Annotated in this window: 20 protein-coding genes; 13 read left to right on the top strand and 7 right to left on the bottom strand. The window is 69.8% G+C overall.

The features are described from left to right. Window positions 1-218: 218 nt before the first annotated feature. Window positions 219-1,559, top strand: a complete 1,341-nt coding sequence (locus ACZ4A5_RS04290) for an MATE family efflux transporter (RefSeq protein ID WP_467578282.1) — start codon at window positions 219-221, stop codon at window positions 1,557-1,559. Between the two features lie 86 nt (window positions 1,560-1,645). On the opposite strand, the gene rplI is transcribed toward ACZ4A5_RS04290, so the two are convergent. From rplI to rpsF, 4 genes are all read right to left on the bottom strand, one after another. Further along, window positions 1,646-2,092, bottom strand: coding sequence for a 50S ribosomal protein L9 (rplI, locus tag ACZ4A5_RS04295; RefSeq protein ID WP_102918483.1), 447 nt, complete (start codon window positions 2,090-2,092; stop codon window positions 1,646-1,648). Window positions 2,093-2,110: 18 nt separating this feature from the next. Continuing rightward, on the bottom strand, window positions 2,111-2,347 hold the full coding sequence (rpsR, locus tag ACZ4A5_RS04300; protein WP_004950692.1) for a 30S ribosomal protein S18: 237 nt from the start codon (window positions 2,345-2,347) through the stop codon (window positions 2,111-2,113). Between the two features lie 75 nt (window positions 2,348-2,422). Continuing rightward, entirely contained in the window at window positions 2,423-3,013 is a 591-nt protein-coding gene (locus tag ACZ4A5_RS04305; protein ID WP_398869691.1) for a single-stranded DNA-binding protein, read from the bottom strand. 81 nt (window positions 3,014-3,094) lie between these two features. Beyond that, window positions 3,095-3,385 (bottom strand): 30S ribosomal protein S6, encoded by a 291-nt coding sequence (gene rpsF / locus ACZ4A5_RS04310; protein ID WP_058045341.1) that lies wholly within the window; start codon window positions 3,383-3,385, stop codon window positions 3,095-3,097. 276 nt (window positions 3,386-3,661) lie between these two features. Between rpsF and ACZ4A5_RS04315 the strand changes: the two genes are divergently transcribed. The 3 genes from ACZ4A5_RS04315 (at window position 3,662) to ACZ4A5_RS04325 (ending at window position 6,327) form a co-directional block, all read left to right on the top strand. Then, complete coding sequence (locus ACZ4A5_RS04315; protein WP_467578286.1) at window positions 3,662-3,991, top strand: hypothetical protein; 330 nt, start codon at window positions 3,662-3,664, stop codon at window positions 3,989-3,991. A 101-nt stretch (window positions 3,992-4,092) separates the two neighbouring features. Then, entirely contained in the window at window positions 4,093-5,211 is a 1,119-nt protein-coding gene (locus ACZ4A5_RS04320; RefSeq protein WP_467578288.1) for a lipid II:glycine glycyltransferase FemX, read from the top strand. Between the two features lie 84 nt (window positions 5,212-5,295). Continuing rightward, window positions 5,296-6,327, top strand: coding sequence for an alanine racemase (locus ACZ4A5_RS04325; protein ID WP_467578290.1), 1,032 nt, complete (start codon window positions 5,296-5,298; stop codon window positions 6,325-6,327). A 32-nt stretch (window positions 6,328-6,359) separates the two neighbouring features. Here ACZ4A5_RS04325 and ACZ4A5_RS04330 read toward each other — a convergent pair whose 3' ends face one another. Then, window positions 6,360-7,853 carry a glycosyltransferase family 87 protein gene (locus ACZ4A5_RS04330; protein ID WP_467578292.1) on the bottom strand — a complete coding sequence of 498 codons (1,494 nt, stop codon included), beginning with the start codon at window positions 7,851-7,853 and terminating at the stop codon, window positions 6,360-6,362. A gap of 133 nt (window positions 7,854-7,986) precedes the next feature. Beyond that, a complete protein-coding gene (locus tag ACZ4A5_RS04335; protein ID WP_467578294.1) occupies window positions 7,987-10,632 on the bottom strand; it encodes a transglycosylase domain-containing protein in 2,646 nt (881 codons plus the stop codon). Between the two features lie 360 nt (window positions 10,633-10,992). Here ACZ4A5_RS04335 and ACZ4A5_RS04340 point away from each other — a divergent pair, with 360 nt between their 5' ends. The 3 genes from ACZ4A5_RS04340 (at window position 10,993) to ACZ4A5_RS04350 (ending at window position 14,195) form a co-directional block, all read left to right on the top strand. Further along, window positions 10,993-11,661: a PadR family transcriptional regulator gene (locus ACZ4A5_RS04340; protein ID WP_467578296.1), complete on the top strand. Its 669-nt coding sequence runs from the start codon at window positions 10,993-10,995 to the stop codon at window positions 11,659-11,661. Window positions 11,662-11,710: 49 nt separating this feature from the next. Further along, window positions 11,711-12,793, top strand: a complete 1,083-nt coding sequence (locus ACZ4A5_RS04345; protein ID WP_361524994.1) for an inositol-3-phosphate synthase — start codon at window positions 11,711-11,713, stop codon at window positions 12,791-12,793. A gap of 133 nt (window positions 12,794-12,926) precedes the next feature. Then, the gene (locus ACZ4A5_RS04350) at window positions 12,927-14,195 is read left to right on the top strand and encodes an MFS transporter (RefSeq protein ID WP_467578299.1); all 1,269 of its coding nucleotides are present in this window, start codon (window positions 12,927-12,929) and stop codon (window positions 14,193-14,195) included. 87 nt (window positions 14,196-14,282) lie between these two features. Here ACZ4A5_RS04350 and ACZ4A5_RS04355 read toward each other — a convergent pair whose 3' ends face one another. After that, entirely contained in the window at window positions 14,283-15,758 is a 1,476-nt protein-coding gene (locus ACZ4A5_RS04355; protein ID WP_467578301.1) for a CCA tRNA nucleotidyltransferase, read from the bottom strand. A 204-nt stretch (window positions 15,759-15,962) separates the two neighbouring features. Here ACZ4A5_RS04355 and ACZ4A5_RS04360 point away from each other — a divergent pair, with 204 nt between their 5' ends. The 6 genes from ACZ4A5_RS04360 to trxB all read left to right on the top strand — a co-directional run bounded on the left by ACZ4A5_RS04360 (window position 15,963) and on the right by trxB (window position 25,141). Further along, on the top strand, window positions 15,963-18,254 hold the full coding sequence (locus tag ACZ4A5_RS04360; RefSeq protein ID WP_467578303.1) for a DUF6049 family protein: 2,292 nt from the start codon (window positions 15,963-15,965) through the stop codon (window positions 18,252-18,254). 45 nt (window positions 18,255-18,299) lie between these two features. After that, window positions 18,300-20,531, top strand: coding sequence for a murein biosynthesis integral membrane protein MurJ (gene murJ / locus ACZ4A5_RS04365; RefSeq protein WP_467578305.1), 2,232 nt, complete (start codon window positions 18,300-18,302; stop codon window positions 20,529-20,531). Window positions 20,532-20,640: 109 nt separating this feature from the next. Next, entirely contained in the window at window positions 20,641-22,356 is a 1,716-nt protein-coding gene (locus tag ACZ4A5_RS04370; RefSeq protein WP_467578307.1) for a protein kinase family protein, read from the top strand. Window positions 22,357-22,387: 31 nt separating this feature from the next. Beyond that, window positions 22,388-23,077 (top strand): RNA polymerase sigma factor SigM, encoded by a 690-nt coding sequence (gene sigM, locus ACZ4A5_RS04375; protein ID WP_467578309.1) that lies wholly within the window; start codon window positions 22,388-22,390, stop codon window positions 23,075-23,077. Beyond that, a complete protein-coding gene (locus ACZ4A5_RS04380) occupies window positions 23,074-24,057 on the top strand; it encodes an anti-sigma factor family protein (protein ID WP_467578311.1) in 984 nt (327 codons plus the stop codon). The genes sigM and ACZ4A5_RS04380 overlap by 4 nt, the downstream gene beginning before the upstream one ends. A 115-nt stretch (window positions 24,058-24,172) precedes the next feature. Next, window positions 24,173-25,141 carry a thioredoxin-disulfide reductase gene (gene trxB / locus ACZ4A5_RS04385; RefSeq protein WP_398869679.1) on the top strand — a complete coding sequence of 323 codons (969 nt, stop codon included), beginning with the start codon at window positions 24,173-24,175 and terminating at the stop codon, window positions 25,139-25,141. Window positions 25,142-25,153 lie beyond the last annotated feature (12 nt).

Genomic DNA, 25,153 nt, shown 5'->3' on the forward strand with positions numbered 1-25,153 from the left:
TGTACGGGACGGGGGAAAGCGCTGTGGACAAACACACAATCACGCCCCACTCACCCATCTGACCTGCGGTTTCACCATCCACCGGCTGTTGAGGAGAAAAACTTTCCCGCTCGGCGCAAGATCGCGACAAACGACGCAGAGAAGATCGCCGCTACCCACCGAATGTAAGGGTCACAAGACGCTTGCACTGATTACCTGTGGAAGATTAGGTTGAGCGCATGACCAAGGCCACCGCGCGAGGAACGCACAGCGCCCGCAGACACGACCGCGAGATCCTCTCGCTGGCCGTCCCCGCCTTCGGCGCACTCGTCGCGGAACCCCTCTTCCTCATGGCCGACAGCGCCATCGTGGGCCACCTCGGCACCTCCCAGCTCGCCGGGCTCGGGGTCGCCGCGGCCCTGCTCACCACCGCCGTCAGCGTCTTCGTCTTCCTCGCCTACGCCACCACCGCCGCCGTCGCCCGCCGCGTCGGCGCCGGCGACCTCCAGGCCGCGATCCGCCAGGGCATGGACGGCATCTGGCTCGCCCTCCTCATCGGCGTCGCCGTCATAGCCGTCGCCCTCCCCGCCGCGCGGCCGGTCGTCGAGCTCTTCGGCGCCTCGCCGACCGCCGCCCCGTACGCGACCACGTATCTGCGGATCAGCGCGCTCGGGATACCCGCGATGCTCATCGTGCTCGCCGCCACGGGCGTGCTGCGCGGCCTCCAGGACACCCGCACACCGCTGTACGTCGCCATCGGCGGCTTCGCCGCCAACGCCGCCCTCAACCTGGGCCTCGTCTACGGCGCGGGGCTCGGCATCGCGGGCTCCGCCTGGGGCACGGTCATCGCCCAGTGCGGCATGGCCGCCGCCTATCTCACCGTCGTCGTCCGGGGCGCGCGACGGCACGGCGCCTCGCTCCGGCCCGACGCCGCGGGCATCCGCGCCTGCGCCCAGGCCGGGGTGCCCCTGCTGGTGCGCACGCTCTCACTGCGCGCCGTCCTCATGATCGCCACGGCGGTCGCGGCCCGGCTCGGTGACACGGACATAGCCGCCCACCAGATCGTGCTGACCCTGTGGAGCCTGCTCGCCTTCGCCCTGGACGCCATCGCCATCGCCGGCCAGGCGATCATCGGGCGCTATCTCGGCGCCGGGGACGCCGCCGGGGCGCGCGCGGCCTGCCGCCGCATGGTGCAGTGGGGGATCGTGTCAGGGGTGGTGCTGGGGGTGCTGGTGGTGGCCGCGCGGCCGCTCTTCATCCCGCTGTTCACCTCCGACACCGCCGTACGGGACGCCCTGCTGCCCACGCTCCTGATCGTGGCCCTGAGCCAGCCCGTCTCGGGCGTCGTCTTCATCCTGGACGGCGTGCTGATGGGCGCCGGGGACGGGCCGTATCTCGCCTGGGCGATGCTGGTCGTCCTCGCCGTCTTCGCACCCGTCGCGCTGCTCGTGCCCACCCTCGGGGGCGGCCTCACGAGCCTGTGGTGGGCGATGACGCTGATGATGACCGTGCGCATGCTCAGCCTGTGGCTCCGTGCCCGCTCCGGCCGCTGGATCGTCACCGGGGCCGTACGGGCCTGAGAGCACCCTCCAGCACCGGCCCGGAACGGCGGAAGGGCCGCACCCCGAGGGGTGCGGCCCTTCTCACGCTACCGATCGCTGGGCGATCAGGCAGCGACGACCTCGATGCCGAGCTTGGCAACGACATCGGCGTGCAGACGCACGGAGATCTGGTGCGAGCCCAGCGTCTTGATGGGCGAGCCCACCTCGACACGGCGCTTGTCGACCTTCGGACCACCGGAAGCCTCGATCGCCGCGGCGATGTCGGCCGGGGTCACGGAGCCGAACAGGCGGCCGGCGTCGCCGGCACGGGTCGCCAGGCGCACCTTGGTGCCCTCGAGCTGGCCCTTGACCTCGTTGGCCTGCTCGATCGTGGCGATCTCGCGGATCTTGCGACCGCGACGGATCTGCGCCACGTCCTGCTCGCCACCCTTGGTCCAGCGGATCGCGAAACCGCGCGGGACCAGGTAGTTGCGGGCGTAGCCGTCCTTGACGTCCACGACGTCGCCGGCGGTGCCGAGGCCGGAGACCTCGTGGGTGAGGATGATCTTCATTTTTCGGTCACCCTTCCCTTATCGCGCGGACGACGTGTAGGGCAGCAGCGCCATCTCACGGCTGTTCTTCACGGCCGTGGCGACGTCGCGCTGGTGCTGGGTGCAGTTGCCGGTCACGCGACGGGCACGGATCTTGCCGCGGTCGGAAATGAACTTCCGCAGCATGTTCGTGTCCTTGTAGTCCACGTAAGCGGTCTTGTCCTTGCAGAACGCGCAGACCTTCTTCTTAGGCTTGCGCGGAGGCGGCTTCGCCATTGTCTCTCTCCTGTGTGATCAAGAAGTTGTGGTGCTTCGCCCTCGGGTCCGCGAGGACCCGGGCCCACGAAGGGCCTAGAAGGGCGGCTCGTCCGAGTAGCCGCCGCCGGAGTTGCCGGAGCCGCCGCCCCAGCCGCCTCCGCCGCCGCCCTGCTGGCCGCCGGACGGAGCGCTGGTCGCCCACGGGTCGTCGGCGGGAGCCCCGCCGCCACCCTGCTGGCCGCCGCCGGGGCCATTGCCCCAGCCGCCGCCCTGCTGGCCGCCACCGCCGCCACCAAAGCCACCACCCTGGCCACCGCGACCCGAGGTCTTGGTGACCTTCGCCGTGGCGTTCTTCAGGCTGGCGCCGACCTCTTCGACGTCGAGCTCGTAGACCGTGCGCTTGACGCCCTCGCGGTCCTCGTAGGACCGCTGCTTCAGCCGGCCCTGCACGATGACGCGCATGCCTCGCTGGAGCGACTCGGCGACGTTCTCCGCCGCCTGCCGCCACACCGAGCACGTGAGGAAGAGGCTCTCGCCGTCCTTCCACTCGTTGGTCTGGCGGTCGAAGGTGCGGGGAGTGGACGCGACGCGGAACTTCGCGACCGCCGCACCGGACGGGGTGAAGCGCAGCTCGGGGTCGTCGACGAGATTGCCGACGACCGTGATGACGGTCTCGCCTGCCATGGATGAACCTCTCGGCGGGTGTGCTGCTGGCTGCTTGCTACTCGTTGCGATGCAGCCCGATTACCTCTGAACCGCTGGGGTTCAGTGGGTCTCGGGACGGAGGACCTTGGTCCGGAGGACCGACTCGTTCAGGTTCATCTGGCGGTCGAGCTCCTTGACGACCGCAGGCGTGGCCTGCAGGTCGATGACCGAGTAGATGCCCTCGGGCTTCTTCTTGATCTCGTACGACAGACGACGACGGCCCCAGGTGTCGACCTTCTCGACCTTTCCGTTGCCCTCACGGACGACGGAGAGGAAGTTCTCGATCAGCGGGGAGACAGCGCGCTCCTCGAGATCGGGGTCGAGGATGACCATCACCTCGTAGTGACGCATGTGGAACCCACCTCCTTTGGACTCAGCGGCCACGGTCGTTCCGTGGCAGGAGGGTCGTGATGCGTAAGCAACGGTATCGGCCGACACTGACATTCAGCGGAGAGTCCCTGGGTCGCCCCTGGGACCGAAGCTGGGTCTGGGCAGACACCGGTGCAGACCGTACACAGTACCCGCACTCGGGCTTCCGGTTGAAATCGAGCGGTCCCGCACCGCAATCTGGACGCATCGGGTGTGACCGGCGCTACAGTGCGCCGCCTGCCTTCAGGAGGTAGCCCCATGACACAGGCAGCTCGCCAGCCCCGCGGCCCCCGGGCGCTGATCAACTCCGCTCTCAACAGCGACGGCAAGCCCCACCCCCTCGAGAACACCTTCGCCGCGGTGACCATCGTGCTCGGCGCCCTGGCCTTCATCAGCTCGGCATTCACCAACCTCCACCTGCTCAGCTCCTGGAGCGGCCTTGCGGGCATCCTCACGGGGGCGTACGGCCAGTTCATATCGGCGACGACCGGCGAGCGCTTCCTGCTGATCATCGGGCTCGGAGCCGCCGCCGTCGGCTTCTTCCTGGGCATGGCGCACGGCGGACTCTTCGGAGGTGTGATCGGGTAGCGGCGGGTACGCCCAGACGAGGCGCTCCTTCGTCGCAGTAGGCTTCGGCGCGAGAGCCGGAGCCCCGACCCTGGGGACACACCTGCCGAGGAGCGCCCCGCATGAGCCTGACCCTGAGGACAATCAGCCGAGAGCAGCATCTGGCTTACATCCAGAGCCTGCCCGCGGCGAGTCACATGCAGGTGCCGGCGTGGGCCGATGTGAAGGCCGAGTGGCGCTCGGAGAATCTGGGCTGGTTCGACAAGAACGGCCAGCTCGTCGGCGCGGGCCTGGTGCTCTACCGCCAGCTCCCCAAGATCAAGCGCTATCTGGCCTACCTCCCCGAGGGCCCGGTCATCAACTGGTTCTCCCCGAACCTCGAGGACTGGCTGCGCCCGATGCTCGCCCACCTCAAGCAGCAGGGCGCCTTCTCCGTGAAGATGGGCCCGCCGGTCGTCATCCGGCGCTGGGACTCGAACGCCATCAAGGCCGGCATCGCCGACCCCGACGTCAAGCGGCTGCGGGACGTCGAGGCCACCCACATCGAGCCCCGCGCCTTCGAGGTCGCCGACCAGCTGCGCCGCATGGGCTGGCAGCAGGGCGAGGACGGCGGCGCCGGCTTCGGTGACGTCCAGCCGCGCTACGTCTTCCAGGTGCCGCTGTCGAACCGCTCCCTCGAGGACGTCCACAAGGGCTTCAACCAGCTGTGGCGCCGCAACATCAAGAAGGCCGAGAAGGCCGGCGTCGAGGTCGTCCAGGGCGGCTACGAGGACCTGCCCACCTGGCAGCACCTCTACGAGATCACGGCCGAGCGCGACAAGTTCCGCCCGCGTCCGCTCAGTTACTTCCAGCGCATGTGGTCGGCCCTCAACACCGAGGACCCCAACCGCATGCGGCTGTACTTCGCGGTGCACGAGGGCGAGGCCGTCGCCGCCGCCACGATGCTGATCGTCGGCGGCCACGTCTGGTACTCCTACGGCGCCTCCGCCAACCACAAGCGCGAGGTCCGCCCGTCGAACGCGATGCAGTGGCGCATGCTGCGCGACGCCTACGCCCTCGGGGCGAGCGTCTACGACCTGCGCGGCATCGGCGACTCCCTCGACGAGAGCGACCACCTCTTCGGCCTCATCCAGTTCAAGGTGGGCACCGGCGGCCAGGCCGCGGAGTACCTCGGCGAGTGGGACTTCCCGCTCAACAAGCTGCTCCACAAGGCCCTCGACATGTATATGTCGCGCCGCTGACCCCTCCGTTCCACCCCGCAGTACCGCCGTCAGGCACACGCACACGTCATCCAGCAGGCACAGGGAAAGGTTCCGGGACCGGCCATGGCGCTCACGCTCTACGTCGACACCGCGCGTTGGCGGGCACACCAGCAGTCCATCCTCCAGCAGTTCCCGGGCATCGTCCCGGTCTGCAAGGGCAACGGCTACGGCTTCGGCCACGAGCGGCTGTCCGACGAGGCGGCGCGCTTCGGCTCGGACATCCTCGCCGTGGGCACGACCTACGAAGCGGCCCGGATCAAGGACTTCTTCAGCGGCGACCTGCTGGTGCTCACCCCCTTCCGGCTGGGTGAGGAGCCGGTTCCGCTGCCCGACCGGGCCATACGGTCCGTGTCCTCGGTCGAAGGGGTGCGCGGCCTGGTCGGCGCCCGGGTCGTCGTCGAGGTCATGAGCAGCATGAAGCGGCACGGCATCAGCGAGGAGGACCTCCCCAAGCTGCACGCCGCCATCGAGGACGTGCGCCTGGAGGGCTTCGCGATCCACCTCCCGCTGGACCGCACGGACGGCTCCGACGCGGTCCAGGAGGTCAGCGCCTGGATGGAGCGGCTGCGCAACGCCCGGCTGCCGCTGCACACCATGTTCGTCAGCCACCTGAAGGCCGAGGAACTCGGGCGGCTCCAGCAGCAGTTCCCGCAGACCCGCTTCCGTGCCCGCATCGGCACCCGCCTGTGGCTCGGCGACCACGACGCCACCCAGTACCGCGGCGCGGTCCTGGACGTCACGCCGGTGGCCAAGGGCGAGCGCTTCGGCTACCGCCAGCAGAAGACCGCCGGCGACGGCTACCTCGTGGTCGTGGCGGGCGGCACCTCGCACGGCGTCGGCCTGGAGGCGCCGAAGGCCCTGCACGGCATGATGCCGCGCGCCAAGGGCGTCGCCCGCGCGGGCCTCGCGACCATGAACCGCAATCTCTCGCCGTTCGTCTGGGCGGGCAAGCAGCGCTGGTTCGCGGAGCCCCCGCACATGCAGGTCTCGATCCTCTTCGTGCCGGGTGACGTCGCCCCGCCGCAGGTGGGCGACGAGCTGGTGGCCCACCTGCGGAACACCACCACCCAGTTCGACCGTCTTCTCGACCACTGACCCACCCCCTGGGTACGGGGCCCGGAGCCGCCCTACCGCGGGCGGCTCTCCGTCCCCCATTGGACATACGTGCCGTGGGCGTGCTCCGTGGGCCGGGACCGGCGCGCGGAGCCGAGGACGAATATGTCGGGCGCCCCGTCCAGCACCCCGCCCGAGGGGTCGTCCGAGCCGTCCCGGCGGACGACGTCCCGCTCCGGCAGCAGGATGTCGCGCACGACGATCGCGCAGAGATACAGCGTCCCCAGCAGGTGGACGGCGATGGCCAGTTGATAGCCCTCGGTGGGCAGCCCCTGGTGCTTGTCACCGCTGCCCGTGTAGGCGAGATACATCCAGATGCCGAGGAAGTAGAGCACCTCGCACGCCTGCCAGACGAGGAAGTCGCGCCACTTGGGGCGTGCCAGCACCGCCAGCGGGACGAGCCACAGCACGTACTGCGGCGAATAGACCTTGTTGGTGAGGACGAAGAGCGCCACCATCAGGAAGGCCAGCTGCGCGAAGCGCGGGCGCCTGGGGGCGAAGAGCGCCAGGGCCCCGACGCCCAGCGAGCCCAGGATCATCAGCAGCGTCACATACGTATTGGCGTGGCTCAGCGGGTCGCCCGTGCGCTGGGAGATCAGGAGCCAGACCGAGCCGAAGTCGATCGGGCGCTCCTGGCTGAAGGTGTAGAACTTCGCCCAGCCTTCGCGGATATGGAAGCCGCTCGCGTCATGCGTGATCATGACCGGCAGATTCACCACCAGCCACGCCGCGGCCGCGGACAGCGCCGTCGTGCGGAAGGCCCGTAGCCGGCCCGCCCGCCAGCACAGGACGAACAGCGGGCCCAGGAGCAGCAGGGGATACAGTTTGGCGGCGGCCGCGAGCCCGATCAGCACGCCTGCCAGAGCCGTCCGCCCGCGTGACCACATCAGCATCGCGGCGGCGGTGAGCGCGACCGCGAAAAGGTCCCAGTTGACGGTGGCCGTCAGGGCGAAGGCGGGGGCGAGGGCGATGAGCAGGGCGTCCCAGGGCCTGCGCCGGTGGGTGCGCGCCGAGCAGACCGCGATGACCGCGGTGCAGGCCATCAGCATGCCCGCGTTGACGAACCAGTTGAGCTGCTCACGGTGCTGAAGAGTGCCGCCGCCGGGCGTGAGCCAGGCGGCGACCTGCATGAACAGGCCGGTGAGGACCGGGTATTCCAGATAGTCCATCCCACCGGAGACGGCCTGGGGAATGCGGTCGAAGTACGGGATCAGCCCGGTGTCGAAGCCGCGCCCGCTGTACAGGTGCGGGATGTCGGAGTAACAGGCGTGGGTGTACTGGGTGGTGGCGCCGAAGAACCAGCCGTAGTTGTAGCACGGCATCTTCTGCACCATGCCGAGGGCGAACATCCCGATCGCCACGAGCGCGATCACCCGGACGGGCGTCCACCAGCTCACGCCGATCAGCGCCCGGCGCCCCACCGGGCCGCCGATGAGCTCGCTGCCGGCTGCGGCCACCCCGTCCTCGACGGTGGGCCGTACAAGCTGATCGTCCCGCTCGCTCCTCATGCGACCATCCTGCCGTACGGCGCCAGTCGCCGTCGGAGCCTGTGGATAACCTCGAGGGCCGCCTCACGCGAACGCGGGACGGCCCTCGGGTCGGATGGCTCAGCCAGGTCTCTCGGCCTTGTGTCCGGGCTGGTCAGCCGCGCATTCCGGCGAACAGCCCACCGGGCCGCCCATAACTGGGCTCCGGGGACGGCGACTCCCCGGGGTTGCCGCCGGTCCCGCCGATGCCGCCCGGTCCGCCACCCGGGCCGCCGTCGGTCCCGCCGCTGTGGCCGGGCGTGCAGTGGCGGTCGAACGGCGAGCAGGGCTTGCTGGCCGACGGGCTGGGCGACGCGGGCTTCGACGGGGTCGCCGACGGGCTCTGCGACGGGGGCGCCGAGGGGACCGTGGAGGGAACGGCGCTGGGCGAGGGGCTCGCGCCGTCCCCGAAGATCTTCTGACCGATCGGCTTCGCCGGCTCGAACTGCTCGACAGGCTGGCCCTTCAGCGCCTTGCCCATGTAATCGGCCCAGATGTCCGCCGGGAACGACGCACCGTGAATGGTCTCCTTGCCGCCCACGCCGCGCATGGAAAGGAATTCCTGCTTCTTGGCATTGGGGTCGACGCGGTACATACCGATCGAGGTGGACAGCTGCGGGGTGTAACCCGCGAACCACGCCGAGCGGTTGCCGTCGGTCGTACCCGTCTTGCCCGCCACCGGACGGTCGCCGAGCTGCGCCGACGTACCGGTACCCGCCTCGACGACGGTCTTCAGCACATCGGTGACGTTGTTGGCGACATTCGGATCGAAGGCCAGCTTGCTGGACACCTCGTGCGTGAAGACCGGCTTTCCGTCCTTCTCGACCTTCTCGACCGAATACGGATCGATCTGCTTTCCACTGGCCGCGAAGGTCGCGTAGGCACCCGCGAGACGGATGGCACTCGGCGCCGAGGTGCCCAGGGAGAAGGTCGGGGTCGTCGAGGCGAGCTGGTCCTTGTCCAGGCCCGCCTTCAGCGCCGCTTCCTTGACCAGGTCGGTGCCGACGTCCATGCCGAGCTGGATGTACGGCGTATTCACCGAGAACTGCATCGCGGTACGGAGGGAGATGGGCCCCCTGTCCTCGTCACCGTCGTTCGGCTGATGCCACTCGCTGCCGTCGGTGTCGTCGTGCCAGATCTTGCCGTCGTAGGTCCTGAGCGTCAGCTTGTTGTTGCCGTTGTAGATGCTCTCCGGCGAGACGAGCGTGCGCTGGCTGTCGTCCTGCGTCGGGCCGAGTGAAGGGTCCCGCTTGCCGTGTGTCATCGCGGCCGCGAGCACGAACGGCTTGAAGGTCGAGCCGACCTGCACACCGGTGTAGTCGGCGTTGTTGGTGTAGTGCTCCAGCGCGTTCTCACCGCCGTAAATGGCGACGATCTTGCCGGTCTTCGGATCCACGGAGGCCCCGCCGAACTGGACGTATTTGTCGACGTCCCGCACATCGGGCTTGATATTGGCCTTGCGGACGTCCTCGACGGCCTTGGAGAGATAGCCGACCTTGTCGCGGTCGAAGGTCGTGTGGATCTGATATCCACCGCGGTCCAGCTGACTCTTGCTGATCCCGGAATGGGCGACGATGTAGTTGTCGGCGAGATCGGTGAGATAGCCGATCTGGCCGGCGCGGTTGGTCGCGGGCTTGGGCGGCTGGGGCTTCGGGAAGCCCTTCTTCACCCAGTCGTCGCGCTCGGCGGCCTGCATGTGGCCGACCTGGACCTCACGGTCCAGGGTCCACTTCCAGCGGTCCGAGGCCCGCTTGAGGTTCTTCTCGGGCGTCGCCGCCGGGCCCTGACCGCCGGCAGGGTCGTAGAGATTCGGGCCGTTCAGCGTCGCCGCGAGATAGGCGCTCTGGCTGGGGGTCAGCTGGGTGCAGTCGGTGTCGAAATACGCCCGCGCCGCGGCCTGGATGCCATAGGCACCACGCCCGTAATAGGCGGTGTTGAGATAGCCCGCGAGGATCGAGTCCTTGTCCTTGGTGGCACCGACCTTTATGGAGATCAGCAGCTCGGTGGCCTTGCGCTTGAGCGTCTGTTCCTGGCTGAGATAGGTGTTCTTCACGAACTGCTGGGTGATCGTGGAACCACTCTGGACCTCACCGCCCTGCGCCATTTTGACGACCGCGCGCAGGATGCCCATCGGGTCGACGCCCCAGTCCTTGCGGAAACTGGCGTTCTCGGCGGAGATCACCGCGTCCTGCATGGACTTGGGGATCTTGGAGATCGGCACGATCTGGCGGTTGAGCGCGCCACCGCCCGCGACGACCATCTGCTTGCCGTCCGCCCAGTAATAGACGTTCTTCTGGACGGCCGCGGCCTTCTGCTCGCTCGGCACCTGCACCACCGCGAGCGCGATGCCCACGGTGCCGAGGATGAGCGCGATGAAGGTGAAGCACGCGCCCAGGACCAGCTTCCAGGACGGCATCCAGCGCCACGCGCCCGTCTTGCCGGCCCGGGGATAGTCGATGAAGCGCTTCTTCCCCGGCCGGCCGCCGTCCCTGCGGCCCCGGCCACCGCCCGCGGGGCCCGGATCTCCCGGGCGTCTGCGCCCGCCGCCCCCACCACCGGCGCCGCCTCCGCCACCGCGCTGGTTCGCGCGGCGGGCCTCGGCACGGCTGCCGTACTGGGAGCCTTCACCGCGGCCGGTACCCGGCGCGGCGGAACTGCTTGGTGGTGCGGCACGGCGGCCGGACGTCGGCTGGGCCGCGCGCCTGGCCGCGGCGCGTCCGCCGCCCTGAGGCTGCGGCGGCTTGCGGCGGTGCTCGCTCATCGAACGACTACTCCTCGGGCAGGCACGATCGCCTGGAAGCGGCAGGTGGCTTGCTTTCCCCCCGATGCGCTGTCCGGTAGCCCCCCTGCGCAACCGGGCGCACTGCATCCAGGACGAGGACGCCTGACGTTGTCACTCGGTTCCCGGTGGTCTGCATGGCGCACAGACTACGCACGGTCAAATCGCTCCCACTGCGGATGTTCACTCCAATTCAGGCAGGTTGCGTCCCACGAATCGGTGATGTGACCTCGTTCACCGTGCCCCCTCTTGTCGCATCAGGATGCTCGTTCTATCGTCTGGATGTATCGAGTCGATACATCAGCTCGGCATAAGGGACCTAAGGGACCAAGGAGGCGACATATGAGCAGACGCTCCGGCATCCTCGAGTTCGCCGTCCTCGGCCTGCTCCGCGAGTCCCCGATGCACGGCTATGAACTGCGGAAACGCCTCAACACCTCACTCGGGGTGTTCAGGGCGTTCAGCTACGGCAGCCTCTACCCCTGCCTGAAGACTCTCGTCGCCAACGGCTGGTTGATCGAGGAACCCGGCAGTGCCCCGGAGGATGCCCGCGCGGCGTCCCTCGCCGGGCGCCGGGCGAAGATCGTCTACCGGCTGACGGCCGAGGGCAAGGAGCACTTCGAGGAGCTGCTCGCCCACACCGGCCCGGACGCCTGGGAGGACGAGCACTTCGCCGCCCGCTTCGCGTTCTTCGGGCAGACCTCGCGGGACGTACGGATGCGGGTGCTGGAAGGCCGCCGCAGCCGGCTGGAGGAGCGCCTGGAGAAGATGCGCGCCTCCCTGGCGCGCACCCGCGAGCGGCTGGACGACTACACCCTCGAGCTCCAGCGACACGGCATGGAGTCGGTGGAGCGCGAGGTCCGCTGGCTGAACGAGCTGATCGAGAGCGAGCGGTCCGGGCGCGACATGCGCCGGGGCGCCGCTGCGCAGGACACATCAGGAGATACGGGCGGCACGCACCGGGACCGGGGGAGTTCCCGGACCGATCCGTCCGATCCCACTGCCAAGTGAGCTCTGCACTCCGCAGGGCTTTGTCGAGTACAAACAGGGAGCAACCGGAATGGGTTCGGTTCGCGTAGCCATCGTCGGCGTGGGCAACTGCGCCGCCTCGCTGGTGCAGGGCGTCGAGTACTACAAGGACGCCGACCCGAACGGCCGCGTGCCGGGTCTGATGCACGTGCAGTTCGGCGACTACCACGTGCGCGATGTGGAGTTCGTGGCCGCGTTCGACGTCGACGCGAAGAAGGTCGGCCTCGACCTCGCCGACGCCATCGGCGCCAGCGAGAACAACACCATCAAGATCTGCGACGTGCCCGCCACCGGCGTCACCGTCCAGCGTGGCCACACCCACGACGGCCTGGGCAAGTACTACCGCCAGACCATCGAGGAGTCCGCCGAGGCCCCGGTCGACATCGTCCAGACCCTCAAGGACAAGCAGGTCGACGTCCTCGTCTGCTACCTCCCGGTGGGCTCCGAGGACGCCGCGAAGTTCTACGCGCAGTGCGCCATCGACGCCAAGGTCGCCTTCGTCAACGCCCTGCCGGTCTTCATCGCCGGCACCAAGGAGTGGGCGGACAAGTTCACCGAGGCGGGCGTCCCGATCGTCGGTGACGACATCAAGTCGCAGGTCGGCGCCACGATCACGCACCGCGTGATGGCGAAGCTCTTCGAGGACCGGGGCGTCATCCTGGACCGCACGATGCAGCTGAACGTCGGCGGCAACATGGACTTCAAGAACATGCTCGAGCGCGAGCGCCTGGAGTCCAAGAAGATCTCCAAGACGCAGGCCGTCACCTCCCAGATCCGCGACCGCGAGCTGGGCGAGGACAACGTCCACATCGGCCCGTCCGACTACGTGGCCTGGCTGGACGACCGCAAGTGGGCCTACGTCCGCCTCGAGGGCCGCGCGTTCGGTGACGTCCCGCTGAACCTGGAGTACAAGCTCGAGGTCTGGGACTCCCCGAACTCCGCCGGTGTCATCATCGACGCCGTGCGCGCCGCCAAGATCGCCAAGGACCGCGGCATCGGCGGCCCGATCCTCTCCGCCTCCTCGTACTTCATGAAGTCGCCGCCGGTGCAGTACTTCGACGACGAGGCCCGTGAGAACGTCGAGAAGTTCATCAAGGGCGAGGTCGAGCGCTAAAGCAGCGCACGAAGGCCGCGGAGCGCCGTGCGGGACGCCGCACCCCGCTCCGGCCGCGCCTGATCCACCGCGCTGATCGTGGGCCCCCGGGTAATACTCCCGGGGGCCCACGCGGTGTGTGAGGCTGGGCCGCATGCCTGTTGTGCGCGACCTGCGCGTCCTGCTCCAACTGCCCGACTTCCGGCGCCTGCTGACCGTCCGGCTGCTGTCACAGGGGGCCGACGGCGTCTACCAGGTCGCGCTCGCCGCATACGTCGTCTTCTCCCCGGAGAAGCAGGCATCCCCCGCCGCCATCGCCTCCGCCATGGCCGTCCTGCTGCTGCCGTACTCGCTCCTCGGCCCGTTCGCCGGCGTGCTGCTGGACCGCTGGCGCCGCCGCCAGGTCCTCCTGCACGGCAATCTGCTGCGTGCGGCGCTGGCCACCGGCACCGCGCTCCTCATCGTCGCCCGCGTCCCCGACTGGCTCTTCTACGCTTCCGCCCTGTCGGTCACCGCCGTCAACCGCTTCGTCCTCGCCGGGCTCTCCGCCTCCCTGCCGCGTGTCGTCGACTCGCCGGACCGCCTGGTCATGGCCAATGCCCTCTCACCGACGGCCGGCACACTCGCGGCGACGGCAGGCGGCGGGCTCGCCTTCATCGTGCGCCTGCTGGCCCCCGGGGGCACGAGCTCCGACGCCGTGGTCGTCCTCTTCGGCGCGCTGCTCTACATGGCCGCCGCCCTGTGCTCCCTGAGCATGCCCGTCGGTCTGCTGGGGCCGGGCGTCCGCGCCCCCGAGCCGGAGCTGCGCACCACGCTGCTGGCCACCGTCGGCGGGCTGATCGCGGGGCTGCGGCACCTCGCGGAGCGCCGCACCGCCGCCCGCGCTCTCGCGGCGATGACGCTGATGCGGTTCTGCTACGGCGCCCTGACCGTCACCGTCCTGATGCTCTGCCGCTACGCGTGGGCGGACTCGGAGTCCGACGGGCTGGCCCTACTCGGCCTCGCCGTCGCGGTCTCGGGGGCGGGGTTCTTCGCGGCGGCGGTCGTCACCCCCTGGGCCGTGGGCCGACTGGGGCGGCTCGGCTGGATGCTGGTCTGTGCGCTGGCCGCGGCCGTCCTGGAACCCGCGCTCGGCCTCCTCTTCGAACGCGGCCCCATGCTGATCGCCGCCTTCGTCCTGGGCCTCACCACACAGGGCGCGAAGATCGCCACGGACACCGTGGTCCAGTCGTCGGTCGACGACGGTTTCCGGGGGCGGGTCTTCTCGCTGTACGACGTCCTTTTCAACGCGGCTTTCGTCGGTGCCGCGGGCGTGGCGGCCCTGATGCTGCCGCCCGACGGCAGGTCTCCCGCGCTGGTGGTGACCGTGGCCCTGATCTACGCGGCGGTCGCCGCCGCCCTGGCGGGACTCCGCCGCTCCTGACAAGGCGAGGGGCGGTGTTTCACGTGAAACACCGCCCCTCGGCGACACCACTCGCCGCTGTTTCACGTGAAACAGCGGCCTCGGGCCTCAGTCCTGTGTGGCCCACCACTCCTTGAGGGCCGCGACGGCGGCGTCCCGCTCCATCGGGCCGTTCTCCAGACGCAGCTCCAGAAGGTGCTTGTACGCCTTGCCGATCTGCGGGCCCGGGCCGACACCGAGGATCTCCATGATCTCGTTGCCGTCCAGGTCCGGGCGGATCGCGTCCAGCTCCTCCTGTTCCTGGAGCCGCGCGATGCGCTCCTCCAGGCCGTCGTACGCGCGCGACAGAGCGTTGGCCTTGCGCTTGTTGCGCGTCGTGCAGTCGGAGCGCGTCAGCTTGTGGAGCCGCTCCAGCAGCGGGCCCGCATCCCGGACGTACCGGCGCACGGCGGAGTCGGTCCACTCGCCCGTGCCGTAGCCGTGGAAGCGCAGGTGGAGCTCTACGAGCTTCGAGACGTCCTTCACCAGCTCGTTCGAGTACTTGAGCTTGGTCATCCGGGCCTTGGTCATCTTCGCGCCCACCACCTCGTGGTGGTGGAAGGAGACCCGGCCGTCCTTCTCGAAGCGACGGGTCCGCGGCTTGCCGATGTCGTGCAGCAGCGCCGCCAGGCGCAGGACCAGGTCCGGGCCGCCACCCGGCACGTCGCGCGGGGCCTCCAGGTCGATGGCCTGCTCCAGGACGGTGAGCGTGTGCTCGTACACGTCCTTGTGCCGGTGGTGCTCGTCGCGCTCCAGGCGCAGCGCCGGGAGCTCCGGCATGACGAGGTCGGCGAGGCCGGTGTCGACGAGGAGCTTGAGGCCCTCGCGGGGGTGGGCGGAGAGGATCAGCTTGTTGAGCTCGTCCCGGACCCGCTCGGCGGAGACGATCTTCAGGCGATCGGACATCTCCGTCATCGCCGTGACGACCTCGGGCGCGACCTCGAAGTCCAGCTGCGCGGCGAAGCGCGCGGCCCGCATCATGCGCAGCGGGTCGTCGGAGAAGGACTCCTCCGGGGTGCCGGGGGTGCGCAGGACCCGAGCGGCCAGGTCCTCCAGGCCGTTGTGCGGGTCGATGAACTCCTTCTGCGGCAGCGCCACCGCCATCGCGTTGACCGTGAAGTCGCGACGGACCAGGTCGTCCTCGATGGAGTCGCCGTAGGAGACCTCCGGCTTGCGCGAGGTGCGGTCGTACGCTTCCGACCGGTATGTCGTGACCTCGATGTCGAAGTCGGACTTGCGGCATCCCACAGTGCCGAAGGCGATGCCGACCTCCCAGACCGCGTCGGCCCACGGCCGGACGATCTTCAGTACGTCGTCGGGGCGGGCGTCGGTGGTGAAGTCCAGGTCGTTGCCGAGCCGGCCGAGCAGCGCGTCCCGCACCGACCCGCCGACCAGGGCAAGCGTGAACCCGGCCTCCTGGAATCGGCGGGCTAGATCGTCGGCCACGGGGGAGACCCGCAGGAGCTCGCTCACGGCACGGCGCTGCACGTGGCTGAGCTCGTTCGTCGACGACTGGGGGTGGCTGTCATTGTTGGCGTTCGGCACAACAGAACAGGGTACGTGGCCACACGCCCCACGGCCTCCTCGTTACGGGCGCATGGCGCCGGTCAGCACAAAGCGGGCGCAGCCGGGACATCGGGCGCGGCAACGATCTTGCGGAGCGGTCCGCGGCACTTCGCCGCAGCGGGTCTCGTTACCATTCGTGGACGCATCACCGACGACCACTGACGACGAGGGACGGACGAGCGCGTGGCCGAGGCGGCAGAGTTCCAGGGGACGACCTCCGCTCCTGCCTGCCGGTGGGCCCGGCACATCGCGACGGTGCTGGTCGGTCTGCTGCTGCTCGTGGGTCTGGCGCAGCTCCCGGGGGCGCCGCGGGCCCACGCCGAGTCGGCGGGCTCCCGCACGGTCGACGTCTCCATCGGATCCCTGACGCCCGTCGCGCCCACGCAGAACGACACGGTCACCGTCTCGGGCACGGTCACCAACAACGGCGGCTCCACGGTCACCGACGCCCACGTGGGCCTGCGGGTGGGCCCGCAGGTCAGCGGGCGCGGCGACATCGACGACATCGGCGGCCGGTCCGGCTTCTCGGAGGGCTCCGACGGGGCCGAGCTCGGCGGCCACACGCAGAAGATCGACAAGCTGGCTCCGGGTGTCAGCCGCGAATTCAGCGTCTCCCTGCCCGCGAAAGACCTGAACCTCGGCGCGGACGGCGTCTACCAGCTGGGCGTCTCCCTCTCCGGGCAGACCTCCGGCCAGCCGTACGAGCGGGTCCTGGGCATCCAGCGGACCCTGCTCCCCTGGCAGCCGTCCGCGACCGAGGGCAAGAAGACACGGCTCACCTTCCTGTGGCCGCTGGTCTCCGCGACGCATCTGACCGCCCGCACGGAGTCCGACCAGCAGCAGACGCCGATCTTCCCCAACGACGACCTCGCGGCCGACCTCGCGCCGGGCGGCCGGCTCCAGCAACTGGTGGCGCTGGGCAAGAACCTGCCGATCACCTGGGTGATCGACCCCGATCTGCTCGCCACGGTCGAGGCCATGACCAAGAGCTACAAGGTCGACGGCCCGGACGGGAAGAGCACGCCGGGCAAGGGCCAGTTGGTCGCCAAGCAGTGGCTCAGCCAGCTCCAGACGGCCGTCGCGGGCGATCAGGTGGTGGCGCTGCCGTTCGGTGACCCGGACCTCGCGTCGCTCGCCCACCACGGCAAGGAGGTCCCCGGCAGCCTCAGCCACCTCCAGTCCGCCACGGAGCTCGCCGCGACCACTGTGGACACCATCCTCGGTGTGAAGCCGCGCACGGACTTCACCTGGCCCTACGAGGGCGCGGTCGACTCCTCGATCATCGACGTGGCCACCTCCGCGGGCGCCCACAACGTCATCGCCCGCAGCGACAGCCTCCGCGAGAACCGCGCCTCGTACACCCCCAGCGCGGCCCGCCAGATCGGCGGCGGCAACACGGCCGTCGTCGCGGACGACCGGTTGTCCACCGCCTTCCAGGGCGATCTGATCCGGGCCGACGACTCCTCGCTCGCCGTGCAGCGCTTCCTGGCCCAGAGCCTGCTGGTGAACAAGCAGGCCCCGGACAACGAGCGCAGCATCGTCGTCGCCCCGCAGCGCATGCCCACCACGAGCCAGGCGCAGGCGATGGCGGCGGCCCTGGGCGGCCTGACGGACGGGCGCTGGACGCAGCCTGCCGACCTCGGCGACGCGGCCAAGGCCAAGCCCGACCCGGCCGCCAATCAGCAGGTGCCCGGCCCCGGTGCGTACCCCGAGTCGCTGCGCAAGCAGGAGCTGTCCACCGACGCGTTCGAGGAGATCCAGAAGACCCAGGAGACCCTGGACAGCTTCAAGGTGATCCTGACCTCGCAGGACCGGGTGGTCACCCCGTTCGGCAGCGCGATCATGCGGGAGATGTCCAACTCCTGGCGCGGTGACAGCCGGGGGGCGGCGGCGTTCCGCAACGCCGTGCAGTCGTATCTGGACCAGCTCAAGCGCCAGGTGCAGCTCATCCCGAAGTCCGATGCCACCCTGTCCGGGCGGAGCGCGACGATCCCCGTGACGGTGCGCAACGGCCTCCTGCAGGGCATCTCCGGGCTCCGGCTCGTCCTCGAATCCAGCCGACCGAACCGCCTCAAGGTGGGCGAGGCCCAGCAGATCAAGATCGACGGCGGACACAGCCAGTCGGTGAAGTTCGAGACGCACGCCAACGCCAACGGCCCCGTCCAGGTGACGGCGCGGCTGTACACAGACGACGGCCAGCCCTACGGCGACCCCATCTACTTCACTGTGCATGTCACGTCCATCACCCCTATGGTGCTGGTCGTCATCGCCGGTGGCGTACTCCTTCTGGTCCTCGCGGGCCTGCGCATCTACATCCAGCGCAAGCGGTCCGCCGCGGGTGGGACGGCGGACGGGGGAGACTCCGGGGCCGACGGTCCGGGCGATGACAGCCCCCAGCAGCCGGACGACCCGGCTCCGGACACCGGATCGGAAAGCACTGACCGATCCGGCGCAGGTGAGAAAGTGGACCGTTGACGTGTAGTGGGGCCGGCCGGCCGCGGACGATGAGGTGGGGTAGCGATGAACGCGCCGTACGACGGTGACCGCGGGCAGGGCGCGGGCGGTGAACAGCGGGGTCCGTACCCGCCGCCTCCGCCTGCCCCGGACTCGTCCCGTCCGGGCCCGTACGCCCAGGACCCCTATCTCCGGGACGCCTACGCCGCGCACCCCTATCCCGAGCACGACCCGGCGGCCCAGGACCCGGTGAGTGACGCGCTGTACGACCGTGCCGCGCATCCCCCGCCGCCGCCCGGCACGTACCAGAACACCTTCCCGCTCCACCAGCAGCAGTCCGCCCCGGAGCAGGGCCCGGACCCCCTTCTGTGGGCGCCCGAGCCGCAGCAGCCCGGAGCGCCCGCGCGTCCGTACGGCGACGAGCCCACCACTCAGTTCCCCGGGCTCGCCGGGCAGTCCTCCGCCGACGACCGCCCGGAGCGGGACGCCTTCGCGCACCTGTACCGGGACCAGCAGCAGCCGTACGAGCCGCAGCGCCCGTCCGGTCAGCCGATCCCGGCGCCCGGCCAGTACACCGCACCGGCCCCGCAGGTCCCGCCGCCGGTGCCCGAGCCCACGCCCGTCTCCGAGACGGAGGCCCCGTCGGCCCCGGCGAGGGGCGGCAAGGCGGCGAGCCTGCTGAAGTCGAGCGCGGTGATGGCCGCGGGCAGCTTCGTCTCCCGCATCCTGGGCTTCGCCCGCAACCTCGTGATGGCGGCGGCGCTCGGCGTCAGCACTCTCAACGACAGCTACCAGGTCGCCAACACCCTGCCGACGATGATCTACATCCTCGTCGGCGGCGGCGCGCTGAACGCCGTGTTCATCCCGCAGCTCGTGCGGTCGATGAAGAACGACGAGGACGGCGGCGAAGCGTACGCCAACCGGCTGTTCACCCTCGTCGTGGTCCTCATGGGCGCGGTCACGACCGTCTGTGTCCTGGCGGCTCCGCTGCTGGTCGGCATGATGATGCCGGACAACGGCGACAGCCCCGGCCAGTTCGACGTCGCCGTGGCGTTCGCCCGCTACTGCCTGCCCACCATGTTCTTCATGGGCGTGCACATCGTCATGGGCCAGATCCTCAACGCCCGCGGCAAGTTCGGCGCCATGATGTGGACCCCGGTCCTCAACAACGTCGTCGTCATCGCCTCCTTCGGCGCCTTCATCTGGGTCTACGGCGGCTTCGACAAGAGCGGCGTCAGCGCGGCCAACATCCCCTCCGAGGGCGTGCGGCTGCTCGGCATCGGCACCCTGCTCGGCCTCGTGGTGCAGGCGCTGGCGATGTTCCCCTACCTCCGCGAGACCGGCTTCCGGCTGCGGCTGCGGTTCGACTGGCGCGGCCACGGCCTCGGCAAGGCCATGGGGCTCGCCAAGTGGACGTTCTTCTTCGTCCTCGCCAACCAGCTCGGCATGGTCGTCGTCACCCAGCTCGCCACCCGGGCGGGCGCCCTCGCGGAGAAGGCGCACCACCAGGGCACCGGCATCACGGCGTACAACTTCGCGCTCCAGCTCTGGCAGATGCCGCAGGCCATCATCACGGTCTCGGTGATGACCGCGGTCCTCCCCCGGATCTCCCGCGCGGCCCACGACGGCGATGTCGCGGCCGTGCGCGACGACCTCTCCCACGGTCTGCGCACCTCGGCCGTCGCGATCGTGCCCTGCGCCTTCGCGTTCCTCGCGCTCGGCGTGCCGATGGCCACGCTGATGTTCTCCAGCTCCGGCACCGGCGGCGCCACGAACATCGGCTTCATCCTGATGGCCTTCGGCCTCGGCCTCATCCCGTACTCCGCGCAGTACGTGATCCTGCGCGGTTTCTACGCCTACGAGGACACCCGCACCCCCTTCTACAACACCCTGATCGTCGCCGGCGTCAACGCGATCGGCGCCGCCCTCAGCTTCGTCGTCCTGCCGGCCCGCTGGGCCGTGGCGGGCATGGCCGCCTCGTACGGTCTGGCCTACGCCGTGGGTGTCGTCGTCGCCTGGCGCCGGCTGCGTACCCGCCTCGGCGGCGATCTGGACGGCTCACACGTCATCCGTACCTACGCCCGCCTCGCCGGCGCGTGCGTCCCCGCCGCTCTCATCGGCGGGGCCATCGCCTACGGCATCGGTGAAGTTCTCGGTCACGGATTTGTCGGTTCGCTGGCGGCTCTGATCGGCGGCGGTCTCATCCTGATCGGCGTCTTCTATATCGCCGCCAAGCGGATGCGCGTAGAGGAACTGACCGCCATGGTCGGTATGGTCCGCGGACGGCTCGGACGCTGACCGGAGCACAACCATCGCCCGCCGCCGCGTGTCGTGCATAGCGCCGGACTGTGGGCACAATTGTCTTGGCTGTGGACAGCGTGCAACGGATGGGGAGGCAGGAACGACGGTGGCGGAACGGAGCACAGCTGCCGTCGACGTGGCAGACACCAGCGGCGGCAAGCCGCTGACCGCCAAGGCGGACAAGGCCACGACCGACGGGGCGCAGGCCGCGATCAAGACCGGTACGCACAAGGACACCGCGCGCACGGAGGATCCGAGCACCGCGCGCGACGCCGAGAGTCCCGAACTCCACAGCGGCCACAAGCTCGCCAAGCGGTACCGCTTGGAGGAGTGCGTCACCCGTCTGGAGGGATTCAGCAGCTGGCGCGCGGTCGACGAGAAACTCCGCCGCGCCGTCGGCGTCCATATCCTTCCCGCCGAGCATCCGCGCGCCCGCCCGGTGCTCGCCGCCGCCCGTTCCGCCGCCCTGCTCGGCGACCCCCGCTTCGTCCAGGTCCTCGACGCCGTCGAGGAGAACGAGCTCGTCTACGTCGTCCACGAATGGCTGCCGGACGCCACCGAGCTCAGCTCCGTGCTGTCCTCCGGCCCCATGGAGCCGCACGACGCCTATCAGCTCGTCAGCCAGGTCTCCCAGGCCATGGCGGCGGCCCACCGCGAGGGCCTCGCCCACCTCCGCCTCCACCCCGGCTCCGTGCTGCGCACCGAGTCCGGGCAGTACCGCATCCGCGGCCTCGCCGTCATGGCCGCCCTCCGCGGCATCTCCTCCGACCACCCCCAGCGCACCGACACCGAGGCCATCGGCGCCCTGCTGTACGCCGCGCTGACCCAGCGCTGGCCCTACGAGAGCAACGCGTACGGCCTGCCGGGCCTGCCCAAGGGCACCGGCCTCATCGCTCCCGACCAGGTGCGGGCGGGGGTCCACCGGGGCCTCTCGGAGCTGGCGATGCGCGCGCTCGTCAACGACGGGGCCACCGCGTCACGACAGGAAAAGCCGTGCGCCACGCCGGAGGAGCTGGCCAAGGCGGTCGCGGCGATGCCGCGCATCCGGCCGCCGGAGCCCTCCTTCACCGCCCCGTCGAGCGGCTATCCCCGCACGACGTACCAGCAGGGCACCTACGGAGGGCCGCCGACGCGCGCGGGCCGGCCCGTGCAGCCCGCCCCGGTGCCCCCGCCGCCTCCGCTGCAGAGCCGCACGGGGAGGGCACTGAAGTGGTGCGTCTCCGCCCTGCTCATCGCGGCGCTCGGGCTGGGCAGCTGGCAGCTGGCCGACACGCTGCTCAAGGAGGGGGACTCCTCCGGCGGCGGGAACCACGCGCCGTCCGACGACAGCGAGAGCGACAAGAAGCCGGCCATAAAGAAGCTGTCCATCCAGCAGGCGACCGAGTTCTCGCCCAAGGACAGCCCCATGGCCGGGGCCAAGGCCGCCTTGGCCGTCGACGGTGACCCCAATACCGCCTGGATCACCAAGGCGTTCTTCGGCCACTCGAACTTCGGGAATCTCGACAATCGCTCGAAGGGCAGCGGCATCGTCGTCGACCTCGGCAGCGTCAAGAGCGTGGCAGGCGTCGACGTGAACATGTACGCGGCGGGCCAGACCGTGGAAGTGCTCGGCGCCGACCCCTCGGCATCCGCGCCGACGCAGCTCGACGACTTCCCGACGAAGATCATCGGAAGCGGTCAGGTCGGCGACGCGCTGAAGGCGAACGCCGACAAGCCGGTGAAGACGCGCTACGTGCTGATCCACATCACCGACCTGCCGCTGGAACCCGCGGGCGGCTCCTACCGGGGCGGCATCAAGGAGATCAAGGTTCTCGGCAGCTAACCACTCCGGGTCCAGGGGGAGGGTCTCGACGTTGGACGACGTCACGCGCGACGGCACGAGCGACGCCGAACTCCTCGCCCTCCACGTGGGTGGCGACCCTGATGCCTTCTCGGAAATAGTGCGGCGCCACCGGGACCGCCTCTGGGCCGTGGCGCTCCGCACCCTCGGCGACCGGGAAGAGGCCGCCGACGCCGTCCAGGACGCGCTGGTCTCCGCCTACCGGGCCGCCCACACCTTCCGCGGCCAGTCCGCCGTCACCACCTGGCTGCACCGCATCACGGTCAACGCCTGTCTGGACCGGGCCCGCAAGGCCGCCTCCCGGCGCACCTCACCGCTCGCCGAGACCGAGCGGCTCGAGCAGCTCCTCGAACCCCATGAGTCCGCTGCCGCGCCCGCGGAGCGCGGCGATCTGCACCGCGAGCTGCTCCAGGCACTGGCCACCCTGCCACCCGACCAACGCGCGGCCCTCGTTCTGGTCGACATGCAGGGATATCCCATCGCCGAAGCGGCCGAGGTGCTGGGCGTCCCCGTCGGCACCGTGAAGAGCAGATGCGCGCGAGGACGGGCCAGACTGCTGCCCATGCTCACCCATCTGCGCGCCGACGGCATGGGTAGCCCGCCCCTCGACGGGGGAAGGAACCGGTCGCAGGGGACGTCCGTCCCACCACCGGCAGGACAGAGTGACGCGGATCCAGTGAAGGGTGGAGGTGGGCGAGCGTGACTTCGACGACCGGCACGGATGAGCACCCGGAGGTCGCGGAGATCTCCGCGCTCGCCGAGGGCGCTCTGTCGCCGTCACGATCGGCGGACGTACGGGAGCACCTGGCCGACTGCCCTCTGTGTGAGGACGTCCGAACCTCCCTGGACGAGATCCGGACTCTGCTGGGCACCCTGCCCGGTCCGCCTCGGATGCCCGATGACATCGCCGGACGGATCGACGCGGCCCTCGCCGCGGAGGCCCTCCTCGACTCCACCGCCCACACCGCGACCGTCATTGATGTCGACGACGCCCTGGTTTCACGTGGAACAAGCACCCCTGAGCCCGTTTCACGTGAAACGGCGGCACGGACCTCGCAGCACGTTTCACGTGAAACCGCGGCGCCCGCTCCCGAGCCTGTTTCACGTGAAACCAGCGACCGCCGCCCCTCCGGACGCCCTCGCGCCGCGACCGGGCCGGGCCGGCAGACCCCATCGCCCGGCAGGTCCCGCCCGGGTCGCTCCCGACGGTGGCCCAAGGTTCTTCTTGGCACCGCGTGTGCCGCCGCCGTGCTCGGGGTCGGCAGCCTCTTCCTCCCCTCCGGAGGCAGCGAAGGCCACCACGGCCCCCAGGCGCAGCAGGAGAGCCCGTCCCCCGTCGCCCTCGCCTCGGGCGACCTCAAGACCCGGGTGCACGATCTGCTGAAGGTGTCCTTCAAGGCCACAGAGCCTCGGGGCAAGAGCTCGGAGAACACTCCCGAGACGATGTTGCGCGAGAACGGCACCGACGCCCCCGCCTGTATCCAGCAGGGCATCGGCCGCTCGGAACCCTCCCTCGCCGCTCAGCCGGACAGCTATAAGGGCGAGAGCGCTTATCTGGTGGTCATGCCACATCCCACCGACGTATCGCTCGTCGATGCCTATGTCGTGGCCTCGGCCTGTGTCGGCACCACTCCCTCGGCGCCGGGCAAGGTCCTGCTGAAGCAGACGCTGCCGCGCTACTGAGTCGCTCCCGAGCGCTGCCGGCACCTCTCGGGAATGCTCGCCCCGTAGGATCCGTTGGGTGGGGTGAGACCCCGCAAGGACCCGAGACAGCAGTCGGCAGACAAGGAAGACTCCCGTGAGCGACGTCCGCAACGTGATCATCATCGGTTCCGGGCCCGCGGGTTACACCGCCGCGCTCTACACCGCCCGTGCCTCCCTGAAGCCGCTGGTCTTCGAGGGCGCCGTGACCGCCGGCGGTGCACTGATGAACACCACCGACGTGGAGAACTTCCCCGGCTTCCGTGAAGGGATCATGGGCCCGGACCTCATGGACAACATGCGGGCCCAGGCCGAGCGCTTCGGCGCCGAGCTGATCCCGGACGACGTCATCGCGGTCGACCTGAGCGACGAGATCAAGACCGTCACGGACTCCGCCGGTACCGTCCACCGCGCCAAGGCCGTCATCGTCACCACCGGCTCCCAGCACCGCAAGCTGGGCCTGCCGCGTGAGGACGAGCTCTCCGGCCGTGGCGTCTCCTGGTGCGCCACCTGCGACGGGTTCTTCTTCAAGGACCAGGACATCGCCGTGATCGGCGGCGGCGACACCGCGATGGAGGAGGCCACCTTCCTCTCGCGCTTCGCCAAGTCCGTCACCGTCGTCCACCGCCGTGACACCCTCCGCGCCAGCAAGGCCATGCAGGAGCGTGCCTTCGCCGACCCGAAGATCTCCTTCGTGTGGGACAGCGAGGTCGCCGAGATCCACGGCGAGAACAAGCTCTCCGGTCTGACCCTGCGCAACCTCAAGACCGGTGAGACCTCCGAGCTGCCGGTGACCGGTCTGTTCATCGCGATCGGCCACGACCCGCGCACCGAGCTGTTCAAGGGCCAGCTCGACCTGGACGACGAGGGCTACCTCAAGGTCGACGCCCCCTCCACGCGCACCAACCTGACCGGCGTCTTCGCCGCGGGTGATGTCGTGGACCACACCTACCGCCAGGCGATCACCGCCGCCGGTACCGGCTGCTCCTCCGCCCTCGACGCCGAGCGTTACCTCGCGTCCCTCTCGGACAGCGAGAAGGTCGCGGAGCCCGAGAAGACCGCCTGACCCCCACCCCCA

It is taken from the genome of Streptomyces sp. NPDC025618, assembly GCF_055558795.1.